Annotated in this window: 12 protein-coding genes and 2 pseudogenes; 5 read left to right on the top strand and 9 right to left on the bottom strand. The window is 69.2% G+C overall.

Annotated elements, in window-relative coordinates; translation table 11 throughout:
- Positions 1 to 80: 80 nt before the first annotated feature.
- The gene (locus POF73_RS41460) at positions 81 to 557 is read right to left on the bottom strand and encodes a hypothetical protein (protein WP_272124583.1); all 477 of its coding nucleotides are present in this window, start codon (positions 555 to 557) and stop codon (positions 81 to 83) included.
- Between the two features lie 367 nt (positions 558 to 924).
- Between POF73_RS41460 and POF73_RS41465 the strand changes: the two genes are divergently transcribed.
- From POF73_RS41465 to POF73_RS41475, 3 genes are all read left to right on the top strand, one after another.
- On the top strand, positions 925 to 4,707 hold the full coding sequence (locus POF73_RS41465) for an nSTAND1 domain-containing NTPase (protein WP_272124584.1): 3,783 nt from the start codon (positions 925 to 927) through the stop codon (positions 4,705 to 4,707).
- A gap of 130 nt (positions 4,708 to 4,837) precedes the next feature.
- A complete protein-coding gene (locus POF73_RS46415) occupies positions 4,838 to 4,960 on the top strand; it encodes a hypothetical protein (protein WP_443049739.1) in 123 nt (40 codons plus the stop codon).
- Between the two features lie 344 nt (positions 4,961 to 5,304).
- Positions 5,305 to 5,571, top strand: coding sequence for a peptidoglycan-binding domain-containing protein (locus POF73_RS41475; RefSeq protein WP_272124585.1), 267 nt, complete (start codon positions 5,305 to 5,307; stop codon positions 5,569 to 5,571).
- A gap of 377 nt (positions 5,572 to 5,948) precedes the next feature.
- Here the strand turns inward: POF73_RS41475 and POF73_RS41480 are convergent, their stop codons facing one another.
- Together POF73_RS41480 and POF73_RS46420 are read right to left on the bottom strand one after the other, a co-directional pair.
- Entirely contained in the window at positions 5,949 to 6,221 is a 273-nt protein-coding gene (locus POF73_RS41480; protein ID WP_272124586.1) for a hypothetical protein, read from the bottom strand.
- A 35-nt stretch (positions 6,222 to 6,256) separates the two neighbouring features.
- A pseudogene (locus tag POF73_RS46420) lies at positions 6,257 to 6,301 on the bottom strand (hypothetical protein); the annotation flags it as partial.
- Positions 6,302 to 6,858: 557 nt separating this feature from the next.
- On the opposite strand from POF73_RS46420, the gene POF73_RS41485 reads away from it, so the two are divergent.
- Positions 6,859 to 7,899: a vWA domain-containing protein gene (locus POF73_RS41485; RefSeq protein WP_272124587.1), complete on the top strand. Its 1,041-nt coding sequence runs from the start codon at positions 6,859 to 6,861 to the stop codon at positions 7,897 to 7,899.
- A 455-nt stretch (positions 7,900 to 8,354) separates the two neighbouring features.
- Here the strand turns inward: POF73_RS41485 and POF73_RS41490 are convergent, their stop codons facing one another.
- Positions 8,355 to 9,845: an amidase gene (locus POF73_RS41490; RefSeq protein ID WP_272124588.1), complete on the bottom strand. Its 1,491-nt coding sequence runs from the start codon at positions 9,843 to 9,845 to the stop codon at positions 8,355 to 8,357.
- Positions 9,846 to 10,905: 1,060 nt separating this feature from the next.
- Between POF73_RS41490 and POF73_RS41495 the strand changes: the two genes are divergently transcribed.
- Positions 10,906 to 11,400, top strand: coding sequence for a peptidylprolyl isomerase (locus POF73_RS41495; protein ID WP_272124589.1), 495 nt, complete (start codon positions 10,906 to 10,908; stop codon positions 11,398 to 11,400).
- Between the two features lie 163 nt (positions 11,401 to 11,563).
- Here POF73_RS41495 and POF73_RS41500 read toward each other — a convergent pair whose 3' ends face one another.
- The 5 genes and pseudogenes from POF73_RS41500 to POF73_RS41520 form a co-directional block, all read right to left on the bottom strand.
- Complete coding sequence (locus tag POF73_RS41500) at positions 11,564 to 12,211, bottom strand: hypothetical protein (RefSeq protein WP_272124590.1); 648 nt, start codon at positions 12,209 to 12,211, stop codon at positions 11,564 to 11,566.
- Positions 12,212 to 12,364: 153 nt separating this feature from the next.
- Positions 12,365 to 12,550, bottom strand: a pseudogene (locus POF73_RS41505) (iron chelate uptake ABC transporter family permease subunit); the annotation flags it as partial.
- 43 nt (positions 12,551 to 12,593) lie between these two features.
- Positions 12,594 to 12,785 (bottom strand): ATP-binding cassette domain-containing protein, encoded by a 192-nt coding sequence (locus tag POF73_RS41510; protein WP_443049740.1) that lies wholly within the window; start codon positions 12,783 to 12,785, stop codon positions 12,594 to 12,596.
- A 190-nt stretch (positions 12,786 to 12,975) separates the two neighbouring features.
- Positions 12,976 to 13,365 carry a VOC family protein gene (locus tag POF73_RS41515; RefSeq protein ID WP_272124591.1) on the bottom strand — a complete coding sequence of 130 codons (390 nt, stop codon included), beginning with the start codon at positions 13,363 to 13,365 and terminating at the stop codon, positions 12,976 to 12,978.
- A gap of 135 nt (positions 13,366 to 13,500) precedes the next feature.
- Positions 13,501 to 15,285 (bottom strand): serine/threonine-protein kinase, encoded by a 1,785-nt coding sequence (locus POF73_RS41520; protein ID WP_272124592.1) that lies wholly within the window; start codon positions 15,283 to 15,285, stop codon positions 13,501 to 13,503.
- Positions 15,286 to 15,371 lie beyond the last annotated feature (86 nt).

Here is a 15,371-nt window from a genome sequence, read left to right on the forward strand (position 1 = left end):
GGATTAAAAAAGGGGGGGGGGGGGGGGGGGGCCGCCGGGGGCGGGGGGCCCCCCCCGGTTCTGCGCGGTGTGCCTGTCTGTCAGTACTTGTTCAGGCGCCACTTGCTCCAGTGGCCGTCGCGCCCGCCGGTGTCATGCCCGGCGAAGCGCTCGCTGTAGTAGCGCTTGTTGTTGGTGCCGATGCAGGTGATGGCGAAGTTCCACTTGTTCGTCCCCACCCATGCCATGTCGATGGACCGCTGGCCCGGCTTGATGCACTGCCCGCCAAGGGGCGTCCACCTGCTTACGCCGCCGCCCGGCGATGACCAGCGGCTGTACGCCTGCTTGTTGGTGCCGATGACGAACACCTGCCAGTGCCCGTTGGGGAGCTTGTGCCTGACCTGGCTCTTGCACAGGAAGGTGCCGCCCCAATTGGTGTACGTGCAGTTGCCACCGCCGACCGACTTGGTCACGCCGGGGTCCGGCACCGCTGCCACCCGATCACCCGAGCGCTCCGTTGCCTGAGCCGCGGGTCCCGCGAGGACGGCACCGCCGCCCGCGAGGACGGCACTCGACACGAGGGTGATGATCCCCGTTTGCAGCTTCGATGTCACTGAGACCTCATTCTCCGCTGTGATCCGTTTGATCTGTTCGGTCTTTTGATCTGTCTGATCTGTTCGAACTCTTTGATCCGGTTGATTCGTTTGCTCCGGTCCGGACGCCCGGTGCGGCGCGCACCCTGCCGCTCGTGCTTGCGGCAGGCGGCGACGGGGCGTCCGAGACCGAGTCCAGCGGTCCCGGGGTTGTTGCACAGCCATGTCGTGGGCGTGAAACAAAGCAGGTCACAGGCTTGGGTTGGCGGGATGGCGCCTTTTGCGGCGGTGGGGCGCGTGGTGGGATGAGACGCCGCTGCTGGTCACGAGGCGGCACGGGGGAGGAAGCGCTATGGGGCGGCCGGAGGCGGACCTCGATCCGCGGCTGGGGCCGGTTCAGCGGTTTGCGTTCGAGTTGCGCAAGCTGCGTCAGGAAGCGGGCGGCATCACCTACCGGCAGATGGCCCGTCAGGTGGAGGTCTCGGTCTCCACCCTGTCGAGGGCTGCGGGAGGAGAGCAACTGCCCTCTCTGCCGGTGGCCCTGGCCTATGTGCGGGCTTGCAAGGGCGAGGAGACGGAGTGGGAGCAGCGCTGGCGTGAGGCCGTCGCTGAGCAGGCCCGATTGAGGGACCTGGCGTCGGACGAGACCGCTTCTTCCCCCTACCGTGGCCTGGCCCGTTTCGAGGTGGGCGATGCGGAGCTCTTCTTCGGCCGGGACGAGGTCACCGATGCGCTGGTCCGCGCGGTGGCGGGGCACCGCGTGTTCGCGGTCTTCGGACCGTCCGGCAGCGGCAAGTCATCCCTGCTGCGAGCGGGGCTGATTCCCCGCCTGCGCAGCATCGACGGACCGCACCGGCCGGCGGCGGTGCGGATCCTCACCCCGGGCGAGCATCCCCTGCGCACCCACGCCAGGGTGTGCGAACCAGCCCCGGGCGCAGGGGACACCTGGCTGGTCGTGGACCAGTTCGAGGAGGTCTTCACCCTCTGCCGCGACACCGCGGAGCGGGCCGGCTTCCTCGCCCGCCTGCTGTCCGCCGCCGAGCCCGGAAGCCGGCTGCGCGTCGTCCTCGGCGTACGCGCCGACTTCTACGGGCGCTGCGCCGAGCACCGCGAACTCGCCGACGCCCTGCGGGCGGCCAACCTGCCGGTGGGACCGATGAGCCCGGCCGAGCTGCGCGAGGCCGTCGTCAGACCCGCGCAGTCGGCCGGACTGATCGTCGAACGCGAGCTGACCGCCCGCCTCGTGGACGAGGCCGGGGGTGAGCCGGGCGGCCTGCCGCTGCTGTCGCACGCCCTGCGGGAGACCTGGCGGCGCCGCCGCGGCCGTACGCTCACCATGGAGGCGTACGAGGCGGCGGGCGGCGTGCACGGCGCCATCGCCCAGACCGCCGAGGAGATCTACACCCGGCTCTCCCCCGACCATGCGAAGCTGGCCCGGCTGATCCTGCTGCGGCTGATCGCCCCCGGCGAGGGCTCCCAGGACACCCGGCGCCCCGTCGACCGGAGCGAACTCGATCTCGGCACCGCGTCCCAGGACGACATCGCCCTCGTCCTGGACCGGCTGGCCCGCGCCCGGCTGCTCACCCTCGACGACGACACCGTCCACGTCGCTCACGAGGCGCTGATCTCCGCCTGGCCCCGGCTGCTTGGCTGGATCGAGGAGGCCCGAGAGCAGCTGCGGGTCCACCGCCGCCTGACCGAGGCGGCCCGCGCCTGGGACGACCTCTCACGCGAACCCGGCGCCCTGTACCGCGGCACCCGGCTGGCCGCGGCCGAGGAGGCGTTCGCCTCGCCCGGGCACGGCGCCGCCCTCACCGTGCTGGAGGCGGACTTCCTCAGCGCGAGTGCCGCAGCACGCGATCAGGAGCGGCGGGCGGCGGCCCGGGCCGCACGCCGACTGCGTACGCTTGTCGGCTCACTGTCCGCTGTGGTAGTACTCGCCCTCCTGGCGGGCGTCGTCGCCTGGCAGCAGACTCGGCAGAGCGACCGGCAGCGGGTCCTCGCCGCCGCCCGTAAGGCCGCCACCGCGGCGAACGCGCTGCGCTCCTCCGACCCACGGCTGGCACTCCAACTCAGCGTCGCCGCCTGGGAACTGAGCCATACTCCGGAGACCGAGTCGGCACTGCTGGGCTCCCTGGAGCAGCGGGAGCGCGCCAGGTTCGAGCCGCCGCCGTCCGACTACTACGCCCAGCAGTTCCTCAGCGACGGCGGCCGCACCTTCACCCGCATCGAGAAGCGACGCATCACGGTGCGGGACGCGGAGACTGGCCGGGTGACCGGCACCTACCGTGCGTTGCCGCGTCACGCGGCCCCGGAGGCAGGCGGCCCTCTCCAGCACAGCCCCGACGGCGCGGCGCTCGCCGTCCCCACGGGCCACGGCATGCAGGTACGGCTGTGGGACATCCGCACCGGACGGTACCGTGGCCCCGCCTTCGGGCCTTCCCGCGCTGCCGAAACCATGTTCTCCATGGGATTCAGCAGCAGCGGACGGGCGATGTACTTCGGCATCGACGACCGCGGCATAGAGGTGTGGAACACGCGCACCGGGCGGCTGCTCACACGCACCGGCCCGGGTATCAGCCCGCCGGAGGCGGTGGACGTCACCGCGGACGAACGCTTGCTGGCCCACTGTGGCAAAGGCGGTCACGTCGAGCTGTGGGACCTGCGCCAGAACCGCCGGTCGGCTGCCGAGTGGATCACGAAGGTGCCCTGCCCGACCCTGTCGAGCCTGCAGTTCTCCCCCGACGGAGCCACCCTGGCGGTGGTGGACGGGCAGGGACTGCGGCGCTGGCGGCTCTCCTCCGGGAAGGAACTGCCCCGGCTCCGGCAGACATCCCCGGAGGAGTACGTCTTCAGTGACAACGGGAAGTTCGTGGCAGGCGCGGGCAGGAACGAGATTCTGCTCTGGCGCCTTGACCGGCCCCACGCTCCCGTCTTCCGCCACGCTCTGGCTGACGAGTACGCCGCCTCCGACGGGGTCGGAATCGACATGAAGTCCCGTGCGATCCGCTACGTGGGAAGCGGGGCCGGTACCCGACCCGTGGTGCACACCCTCGATCTGGGCCGGTCCGTCACGTCGTCCTGGCGTGCGCAGGCCGTCAACAACGCCGCGTTCAGCGCGGACGGCAGCACGCTGGCCCTGGCCCACGCCAGCGCCCGGACCGACCGATTCACTCTGCTGGACGGGCGCAGCGGCAAGGTCATGGCGGACGCTCCCGGGCCGCAGCGGTCCGCGCAGGCCGAGGACTACGACGCGCTCCTGCCGATGTCGCTGAGCGCCGACGGGGACCGCTTCGCCTATGGCCTGCGCGAGTCGCTCTCGTACGGCGCGGACCGGATCCGCGTGTGGGACACGAGAAGAAGCCGGAAGGTCACGGAACTCACCCCCGGGAACGCGGACCTCGTCTTCATGGCGCTGGCCCTCAGCCCGGACGGCCGGACGGTGATGACCACCGACGGGGCCGGCGGAATCACGGTCCGGGACACCCGCAGCGGAAAGCGGCTGCGCACCCTGCCCGAGCCGGACCGTGGCAACAGCGATGAGCCGGTCCAGTCGATTGGCGCGCTCAGCGCCGACGGCACGAAGCTCCTGACCGACACAGGCACCCTGATCAGGGTGTCCGACGGCAGGACCCTGCCCAGCGAACTCGGCCAGTGCGACGCCTGCCAGTTCGCGTTCAGCCCGGACGGGCGCCGGATCGGCGCGGCGAAAAGCTGGGGGGAGGTGTCCCTGTGGGACGGCGCCCTGCGCACGCCGCTGGGCACGCTGTCCGGCCCCCTCTCCCGCGCCACACCCGGCGAACCCGAGGAAGCGACCGTGGTGGCCTTCTCCCCGGACGGCACCACCCTCGCCATCGCCGGGAACCAGGGCACCGTGCAGCTGTGGGACGTGACCTCCCAGCAACCCCTCGGCCCCGCCCTGCCCACTCCGGGTGACGGCATCCTGTCCCTGGCCTTCAGCCCGGACGGCGGCACACTGTACGCCGCCGGTGAACACGTGCCGTGGCAGAAGTACGACATCGATCCGGACCGAGCCGTCGACACGGTGTGCACACGTGCCGGAGCTTCACTCTCCCCAGCCGCCTGGAACAGGTTCCTCCCCGAAGTCCCCTACCGGCAGCTCTGCCGACCCTGAGCGTGGGCGAGCGAAGCACCGTTCGTCCGTTCTCGGGGCGGTAGTGGAGCTGATTCGGCTCGGCCGTGGCCAACTCGCTGTCCAGTATTGATCCGAAACTCAAAGGGGCCTGTTCGAGGATTTAGCGGACGTGCGGGCCGCCGAAGTAGCCGCCGACGATGTGCGGCTCGCGTTGACGGCGGTGGAAGAACCGGCGGGTCTCGGCTGCGAGCTGGGCCTGGCCACGAGCCCTGCTGTGCAGCAGGCCCGGTGAGCTTCGACAATGACCACCGGCGCACCGGGCTGCCCCCCCTCGCCTGAGACCTGGATGACAGCCACCCTCTACCGCCGTGGTTGCAGGCGGCTCGTCGCCTACCGCTCTGGTTTCGCCTGGAATCAAACCAGCAGGAGACGCCGACCCGGTCGACCCTCCATACCGTTATGCCGCAAGTACGCATCTCTCGGCGGGCCGTCGGGGGACCCAACGGGGGGACCCGGCCCGCTCCTTCGAGAAAGGACCGTGCTCCATGACGACGATGACCATGCGTCAGCGCATCACCACCGGCCACGGCGCCGGCCGCCTCATCGGCAGGCGTCAGCGCCGCCCCCAACTGCCCCATGACCACTGGAATCGGCTACTACTGCGGCTACTACAAGGGCACCGACTACACCGACTTCGGCGACCGGGGCAAAAAGGTGAAGGAGATCCAGGCCCTCATCAAGGCGTCGCACTACTCGGGCCGTCTCGCGATCGACGGCGACTTCGGCAACGACACCCTGAAGGCCGTCAAGTGGTACCAGAAGCGGTGGATGGGCGACAGCACGCCCGACGGCATCGTCGGGCCCAACACCTGGAAGTCGCTGCGCTGGGACTGCGCCTGCTGAATCCGGCGATGGCCCGCCCTCCCCGCGGCTGTCGTTCTAGTGATCGTCGCAACACCCCCAGCCCGAGGGTGCGATGGACTTCGAGATCCGGGAGAACCGGGCAACGGCTCAGGGGCTCAGGCTCCTGTCTGCTGAGCGAGCTGCATGCTTCCGGCTCGTGAAGCAGAGGTACAGCAACAACGAGTCATGCTGGATCGTCGGGATCAAGCCGAAGACCGGTAGACGCTAGCGCAACTGACGTATCGCGTCCGGGCGTACAACGGCGGCGCCACCGGTCAGGCCGGTGGCGCCGGCCTCTGCTTCCGGGCGGCGGTACCTGCGCGAGTACGAGCGCATACCGGGCCTGATGCCGGCATTGACCCGAAACTCAAAGGGTTCTATTCCAGGACGTAGCGGACGTGCGGGCCGCCGAAGTAGCCGCCGACGATGTGCGGCTGGCGTTGACGGCGGTGGAAGAACCGGCGGGTCTCGGCTGCGAACTGGGCCTGGCCACGAGCCCTGCTGTGCAGGGGCAGACTGCGCTTGAGGTCGGCGTTGGCCAGCTCGTCGGGGTTCAGCTCCGGCGAGTACGCGGGCAGGGAATGCCGAGCTGGTCGGCGAAGAGCACCTCGCCGCCCTCGGTCCTCGCCTTCGCGCGGATCATCGGCCACGTCTCCTCATGCCAGACCCGCACAGCCTCGGGGTCCTGCTCGACGGCCCGCTTTTCCGGGCGTTGGAACGACAGGCCCAGCGGCGCAGGTACTTGCCACGCCCCGCTCGGTCAGCCGCACCCGGTACAGCTTCGCGATCAGATCCCCCAGACCAGCACGCGTCCACAGCTGCCCCGCCGGCCCCAGGTCACAGGGCCGGTGACGTGGTCCACCGCCCACAGCAAAGGGCCTCCGCCGACGGCGACAACTGCCGTGCTTCCCCCACCAGTTCACTCACGTAGGGGTCAACGACCCAGAGCACCTACCGTTTCGGATCAATAGAACGCTCGGTCGACTTGTGCGGGGTCTGGTCGTACAGCTCGTCGAAGAATGGCCAGCCGTTCTTGTCGGGGTCCCCCACTCCCGGCTCCGAGGCCCAGAAAGCGGCGACGCCGTGCCGCGGCGGCCTCGTCAGGCCTCGGACGCCCCAGGGCACAGGGAAGCCTCGGGCTGTGGCGGCGGCCGGGGCCTCGTGCTGTGTCAGGGCGGCGCCGGCGGCCGGTTGGGCCGCTCGTCCAGGCCGGCAGTCAAGATCGATTGTCAGTGGTGGGTGAGAACATCGAAGCATCGAGTCGGCAAGACAAGAGGGGGATCTGTCATGTCCGGAAGCCAGAACTACATCAATCACGTTGCCCTCGTGCTGGATGCCAGTTCGTCCATGTCGCACCTGAGCCACAAGGTCGTCGAGGTCGCCGACCAGCAGATTGCCTATCTGGCCCGCCGATCCCAGGAACTGGATCAGGAGACCCGCGTCACGGTGTACGTGTTCGCGGACAAGGTGGAGTGCGTCATCTACGACAAGGACGTGCTGCGGATGCCGTCCCTGAAGCAGATGTACCGGGTCGGTGGAATGACGGCGCTGCTGGCGGCCACGCTCAAGTCGCAGCGGGAGCTTGCGCAGACGGCTCAACTGTACGGAGACCACAGCTTCCTGACGTTCGTGCTCACCGACGGTCAGGAGAACGCAAGTCACCGCTGCCCGGACGCCCTGAGCAGGGATCCGCGTGAACTGGTCGAGGCCGTGGCCAAGATGATCGAGACACAGGAGGACAACTGGACACTGGCTGTCCTTGTGCCGGACCAGATGGGCAAGCGCGAGGCCATGCAGTGCGGGTTCCCGAAGGACAACATCGCCATCTGGGACGCCACAAGCACACAGGGCCTGGAGGAGGCCGGGCAGGTCATCCAGCAGGCCACCGAGAAGTTCATGGTGGGCCGCGCCCAGGGCATCCGCGGATCGCGGGCGGTGTTCTCCACCGGTGCGGATGCGGTCAACAAGGACACCATCAAGGCAGCCGGCCTCACCCCGGTGAATCCGTCGGAGTACCAGCTGATCCCGGTGGCCCGTGCCGCCGCGATCCGGGACTGGGTCATCGAATGCGGGCACACCTACCGGACCGGTGGCGCGTTCTACCAGCTCAGCAAGTCGGAGAAGATCCAGGCGCAGAAGCAGATCGCGGTGCTGGAGAAGAAGACGGATCGGGTGTACACGGGGCCCGAGGCCCGAGCCCTGCTCGGCCTGCCCGACACGGAAGCTCGCGTCAAGCCGGACCACAACGACGATTTCACGATCTTCGTGCAGAGCACCAGCGTAAACCGGAAGCTCGTACCGAACACGCGGCTGCTACTGATGCTCTGACGCCTCGGGAGACCCCCGTCGGCGCTCGACGGCATCGTCGTCCCGGCACCCCACCGGTAACCCGGTCGGCAGCTGTGCGCCAGGCTGCGCGTAGACGTCGACGCCCTCGGCAGCCACCTCGCGCCGAAGTACCCAAGGCCGCCGCCATGTGACGTCGACGCCCCGGCGTTCCGACGTCATCGATCAGCGCCACTTCCCAACGCCACTTCATGAACCGCCCCCGGGGGATGCCACGGCCAATCCCCCGGGACCCGAGTGCGCTACGACCTGATGGTTCGACGGCGCCCGCTCCGGTGATACGCAGGGAGCGGGCGCCCTTCTCGTTCACCTGGTCCTGGTCCTAGGGGTGCGGCTGCTCGGCTTCCGCACCGTCATGAGCGAGGCCTTCACACAGGGCCAAGCCGGCCACTCGCGGCGCCCGTCATCCCCTGCAGACCTGCATCTTCCGTGCTGTCTCAGGCTCCTTCATCGGTGGGCGCCACAACTCCCCTGCCCACCTCCGGCGGCTGGAAGCCGCCGATCTCCTGCTCCAGCAGTTCGGCCAGCCGCAGCGGGGTGCGGTCCTCGAACATCGGGCCGATGAGCTGCACTCCCACCGGCAGACCCTCGGGGGACCTGCCCGTTGGTATGGCCGTGGCGGGTAGGCCGGGCATCGTGGCCAGACCGGCCCAGACGAGCTGGTCGAAGTACGGGTACTCGACGCCGTCGATGTCGATCCGACGTTTCATCGGGTCGGGGTTGTGATCGTGCGGGAACGCGGGAGTGGGCGTGATGGGACACACCACGGCGTCGAACTCGGCGAAGAACTGCCGCCAGCCATGGCGGTGCAGCTCGCGACGGCTGTTCGCCTCGATCCAGTCGCGGTGGCTGAACACCATGCCGCGCAGCAGCGCCGCATCGAGACTCTGGTCGTCTGCGCTCAGTGCGGCGGCGTGGGCCTGCAGCTGCTCGTACGGTTCGACGGGAAAGCGTGCGACGGAGCCCGAAAACAGCAACTGCCTGTAGAGCGTGGCGGCTTCGGTCAGATCGGGCAGCAGCGGACTGTCCCGCTCGACCCGGGCGCCGCCGTCGACCAGCGCGTCGGCCACTCGGTTCACGCCCTCCCGCACGGCGGACCCGGTCGGGATGAACGGATGCTCGTCGAGGACCAGGACCCGGAAGTCGCGGAGCCGTTCGTGGCGCGCGGGCGGCAGCGTCAGGTGGTACGCCGCACCCAGCGTCAGCGGGTCCGGTCCGGCCATGACGTCGAGCAGGAGCGTGAGGTCGCGAGCGGTGCGCGCCATCGGACCGACGACGGCGAGGTCGTGCTCCACCGGCAGGGCCGGCCCGGGCGGCGGGACCATTCCGCGGCTCGCCGCCAGCCCGAGGGTCGGCTTGTGCGCGTAGATGCCGCAGAAGTGCGCGGGGGTGCGCAACGAACCGGCGAGGTCGGAGCCGATGGACAGCGCGCCGAATCCGGACGCCAGGGCTGCCGCCGAGCCGCCGGAGGATCCGCCCGACGTACGCCGATGGTCCCACGGGTTGTTGGTGGTGCCGTAGATCTCGTTGAAGCTCTGGATGTCTTGCAGCCCCAAGGGCACATTGGTTTTGCCGAGCACCACCGCGCCTGCGGCCCTGAGCCGGGACACCTGCACCGCGTCCTCGTCCGGTATGTAGTTCCGATGCGGCGGCATGCCCCAGGTCGTGGGCAGCCCGGCGATGTTGTAGCACTCTTTGACCGTCACCGGGATGCCGAGCAGGGGCCGGTCCTCGCCGCGGGCGCGCGCCTGGTCGGCACCTCGCGCGGCGGCCCGTGCACGGTCGAAGTCCGGCACACAGATCGCGTTGATCGCCTTGTCCTCCCGCTCGATACGGGCGATCGCTTCATCGGTCAGTTCCATCGAGGTCACTTCACCGGCACGCAAGGCAGCGGCGAGTTCTTCGGCTGTAGGCAAATTCGACTCCATAAATCCGACCGTATCGGCCGTCGGAAGAGGTCATAAAATGCCGCTTCGCGCAACTGGGTTGGAGCCTTGATGTATTCACCGCGGCTGTCGGCACACAGGGGCGCGTGGAGGTGGCGTGTCGTGTCGTGCAGGCCGTCGGGGGTGTGAGCCCCCCCCGGAATGCATGGACGGCAGGACCGTTTCCGTGGCCTGAGACCGGTGCTCCGCGCGAGCAGCAAATCGCTTGAGGGACGCCATTGAGCGATCATTGAATCGCTGGGCCGATCGCATCTGTGCGAAGTCGTTACGGGTGGTCGGCGACCGCCCCCCCAGTTTTCGTCAATTGGAATTAGAAGCTGCAGCGGGGGTGTGATGTGCATTGCGGCTGTGCTCTGCCTGCCCTTGTCCCTTCCCGTGGGCTTGCGCACGAGCAGTGGCGGATATCTGGATCCGGGCAGCGACTCCTTCCGGGCGGACCGGACGATGACGCAGCGCTATGGGTGGGGCTTTCCGCAACTGCACATGGAGTTTCGTACAGACCGTGCCATGACCGACCCCGAGGTGGTTGCGGCGGGGCGGAGGCTGACCGAACAGGTCGCCCGCTCCCCCGGGGTGGCAGGGGTCCGCTCGTGGACGCGGCAGTTCGGCGGCCACCACCATGGCCCCTTCGAGGTCACGGGCGCGGAAGTGTCCGTCCGGCGGCCCCGCCATCCGTTGTCCGACCGGGACCGTGCAACGCGGGTCGCCGAGATGTGCTCGGCGTGGACGACGCGACCTGGATGCGAGGGGGGCGTGGCTGGCCCTGGCCACCGGCCTGAACGGGTATGCCGCATGCGCTGCCGTCAGCCCCCCCTCCCCCAGTCGCCGCGCAGCCCCGCCTGGCAGATCACCCAAGCCCTCATCGGCTGACAACGACGACGCGATGAGCGGAGCTGCCGGTCGGTGATCGGGTTTTACTTCGAGCCGACCCGGCGTTCGCGAGGTCGCTGTGAAGTAGCACATACACGGACTACCGGACAGACGACGACCCACATGCCAGGCCTCTTCGACCCCGCTGCACCCCATGTGGACAATAGAGGGCATGAACGAGAACGTTTTCTTCCAGGTCTCGGCCAACGGCCAGGACCTCGGCCGCATCGTCTTCCGGCTCTTCGACGATGTCGTGCCCAAGACCGCACGCAACTTCCGCGAGCTGGCGACGGGTCAGCACGGGTTCGGGTACAAGGGTGCCCCTTTCCACCGGGTCATCCCGGAGTTCATGCTGCAGGGCGGTGACTTCACCAACGGCAACGGCACCGGCGGCAAGAGCATCTACGGGGAGACGTTCGCGGACGAGAACTTCCAGCTGAAGCACGACCGGCCCTTCCTGCTGAGCATGGCCAACGCGGGTCCCGGTACCAACGGGTCGCAGTTCTTCGTCACGACCGTCGTCACGCCGTGGCTGGACGGCAAGCACGTCGTCTTCGGGGAGGTCGTCGAGGGCGAGGACGTCGTCAAGACGATCGAGGCCCTCGGCAGCCGTGGGGGCACGACCAGCAAGAAGATCGTCATCGAGGACTGCGGCCTCGCCAACTGACCACCTCGTCGCTCGGGCGGCCCCGTATGTGTGGGGCCGCCCGAGCGCGGCCCCACACCAGAGGAAGGGTCGGGGATGGCACGTGCACTGAGGCAGCGGGCGCTGTGGGCGTCGCCTGTGTCGTTTCGGTGCTGCTCATGTCCGCCGCGTCACGTTCCAAAGGTCACCGCGGCACGGTACGGCCTCTTCCGCGCGGCGCACATTGAATATCGGCGTGCCAGGAGGCTTCCAGGGCCTCGGCCGCGGTCTGCAGGAAACGGTGCCGTTGAGGGGCCACGTCGATTGCTCCGTCCCAGGATCCCCGGTAGAGGATTTCCTCCGCGATTCTGATCAGATTCTGCTGCAGTTCGGGGTCGTCCGTCTGGCGGAAACGGGAAAGTGCGACGTCCCAATGTGACCGCACCTCGTCCGGCATTGCCATGGCCGTGAGGTTGCCCAGGACTTCCTCGGCGAGCGTGGTGACGCTTTCGGGGCTGACGACCCGGATGCGGAAGGCGGCCGTATGGAGGCGTCCGCCCGATTCCTGTACCAGCCGGAAGTTGTCGTAGGTCGGCGGCCGTTCGAAGTGGAATCGGCCCCTGGCCAAGGTGTATTCGTCCCAGGCGGTCAGGAACTGTTCGTAGGCGAGGGCGCGTTGGTCGCGGATCCATTGTCTGCGCTCGGCGTGTGCCTGCTGGATCGTCTGGTCGAGCACGGAGGTCGCGTTCTTCTCCGCGCCTATCCGCGCTCCGATGATCGCGGCCAACCCGCCCACCGACGCTCCCAGCAGGCTCACCGCGCCGGCCGTGATTGCTGCCCACCCCTCGTCCATAGGCCATTTCTGCCCCGTCGGCCGCCCGCGCTCTCCCCCGCCGACGCCTCAAGACACCGCCTGACTCGCCCCACCGCCGCCGCGACGCCGGGCCACCGCGCCGTCAGTCGTCAATCCGCCACTCCGCCACGACGCCGACGCCCGGCGCCCCTTCTACCGGCGGCTGCGCACCAGCAGATGGAGGAAGTACGGGGTTCCGATCACGGCCGTCATCAGTCCCGCGCCTAGTCGGGCGGGCGCGATCGCGGTGCGGCCCAGCAGGTCCGCGGTGCAGACGAGTGCGGCGCCGAGCAGTACGGCGACCGGGAGACGCGGACGTGTCCAACCCGCGAGTGCGCGGGTGGGGCGACCCTGCGTCAGCAGGGCCACGTGGCGGGAGAACTCACGAGGGCTCAGCGCCAGCGCGTCGCTGCCGCTGCACGACGAGCGTGGCGGTCCTGGGCCGCTGCAACCGCGCGATCGTCCGCAGCATCGTCGACTCCCCGCTGCCGTTCGGCCCCACCAGCACGGTCACTTCGCCGGGCCGCAGCGTCAGTGAAGCGTCGTGTACGACGTCAACGCCCTCGTAGGCCACGGTGACACCCGTGGCCGACAGTTCAAGACCGCGGGGGCTCGCCGCTGCGGAGCTGTCTCCACCTACCCGCGCGCGACAAAGATTAGCCTCACCTAATCGAAATCTGTGCGAGCGGGAGAGGTCGGGCACGAGAAGCGGTTCAGCCATGGGCGACGCTGACGCACCCGCCGCCCTTCGACCTCCGGCCGGACTACTCGGCGTACTTGGCACCGAGATCGCTGGCCTGCAACGCGGCCTTGTCGTTGAATCCGATGACGTAGCCGTCGAGGTCGCGGATGTAGAACATGCGCTGACCGGTCTCGTCCGTCGTCATCTCCTTGACGACCTCGGCGTGCTGGGAGGCGAGCTCGTAGAAGCCGTCGAGGTCGTCGATGGCGAAGTAGAACATGCCGGCGAACCCGAGGGACTGGTCCTTGAGGACCGGGAGCCACTGCTTGAGGTCGGCGTTGCGGTAGATCATGCAGCAGAACTCCCCTTCGCGGAGGAGCATGTGGATGTCGTCCCCCGGGCGCGAGGAGCTGGAGTCGGCGTCGAAGCCCAGCTTCTTGTAGAAGGAGAGGCTGGCGGCTGTGTCGGACACGCTGATGCAAGGAACGAAGGGCACGGAGAACTCCTGATCTGCCGGGGCTTACGCCCGTTGTGACACACCGTGCCGCGGAGCACCCGCCGTGGGGGGCCATTCGGAGCAGCCGCACCCGATGGCCCGACGCGTCGGTCAGTCCTCTGCGGGCATCACACGGGTCACCTTGCCCTGGGTGTCGGTCTCCAGGTAGCCGGAGTTGTACTTTCCGCTCAGGTAGACGGCCATTCCGGCCGGGGTGTCCCAGACGTCGCTGGGCGGTCGCACCGTCAGGTATCGGGTTTCCGGGTCGTCGACGTTGAGCTTCTTGTCCGCCTCTTCGAAGAGCGCGGGTACCCGGTCCCACTTGTAGCCGTCGAGGCTGAGGGGCGTCTTGGTGCTGGGCAGCGTGCCGCTGATGATGCCCTTCTGTACGCCCTGTCCCGGGCGGTAGGTGTAGGAGTCGTACTTGGTGTCGCTGCCGTTCACCATCAGCCAGGCCGACGCGTATTCGGGGTAGACGGTGAAGTCGCCGAACCTGTCGCGGCCGGTCTCCTTCTCGAACGCCTTGATGACGGTGCGGATGGAGTCCGGGGCGAGCAGGGTGCCGGTCGTCGGTTCCCCCGTCTGCTGGGCTGCCGGGGCGGAAACGCCGGTCACCGGGGCGGTCGGCTTCAGGGACGACACGGAGGACGACGTGGAAGAGGAGGCTCCACCCGCACCCGAGTCATCCTGGTTCCCCGAGTCGCCGCCGAAGGGCAGCAGCCACCACAGCAGGACCAGGGCGCCGGCGAGCGAGGTTCCCGAGACGCTCAGCAGGGCGGGCCGTCCCGGGCCGCGGCGGCGTGCCACCCGCTCGGGCGTGGTCACCGGCCGGCGCGGAGCCTGACCCGGCCATGGGTGGACCGGCATCGGTCCGAAGCCGCCCGCGGTCGGCGGCAAAGCGGATGTGGCAGGCGCTGTGTGGGATGGGGCCGAGAAGCCCGGCGTGGAAGGCGGGTGCAGTGGATACGACGTGGGCTGGTCCCGTACCACCGGGCCGGCCGACCCGCGCGCGACCTCGACCTCGGCCTCCGCTCCGACCTCCGCCTCTGCTCCCACCTCGACCTCGGCCAGCCGCATGTCCAGCGCGGCGGCGGACGGCCGCGCAGACGGGTCCCGTACGAGCACGCTCATCAGGACGTCGCTCAGGGCACCGGCACGTGTCGGCGGCGGCACGTCCTCGTGCAGGACCGCGGCGAGAGTCGCCAAAGTGGTGCCCCGGCGCAGCGGGTGGTGGCCCTCCACCGCGGTGTACAGCATCATCGCCAGCGACCACAGGTCCGAGGCGGGTCCTCCCTCGTGCCCCGAGATGCGTTCCGGTGCCATGAAGTCGGCCGTACCGATGATGGAGCCGGTGGCGGTGAGGCTGGTCGCCTCGCGGATCGCGGCGATGCCGAAGTCGGTGAGGACAGGGCGTCCGTCGGGGCGCAGCAGAACGTTGGCGGGTTTCACGTCCCGGTGCTGGATCCCGGCGTCGTGCGCGGCGGTCAGCGCGGCCAGCACACCCCGGCCGATCCGCGCCGCCTCGGCCGGCGGCATCGGCCCCCGGGCCAGCCGGTCCGCCAGCGAGCCGCCGCTGACCAACTCCATCACGATCCACGGGTAGGTGCCGTCACCGCCGTCGACTATGTGGTGGACGGTGACGACGTTCGGATGGTCGACCCGGGCCAGCGCCCTGGCCTCGCGCAGCACCCGCTCGCGCAGCATCCGGGCGCCGTCGGGGTCGTACTCTGCGAGATCCCGGTCGGGCGGGCGGACCTCCTTGACCGCCACCAGCCTGTGCAGCACCAGGTCCCTGGCCCGCCAGACCGTCCCCATCCCACCGCCGCCGAGGCGGGCCTCCAGCTCGAAGCGCCCGTCGACGACTCGTCTGCCGGGACCTCTGTCTCCCTCACTCATGGGCGGGAGCTTAATCACCGCAATGCGCCCGCAGAGCACCGCGGCTGCCCAGGGTCACCGGGTTCGCCGTTGTGGCATCATCCGCT

This window comes from Streptomyces sp. HD (assembly GCF_028369295.1).
In the GTDB taxonomy this organism is placed as follows: Bacteria; Actinomycetota; Actinomycetes; order Streptomycetales; family Streptomycetaceae; genus Streptomyces.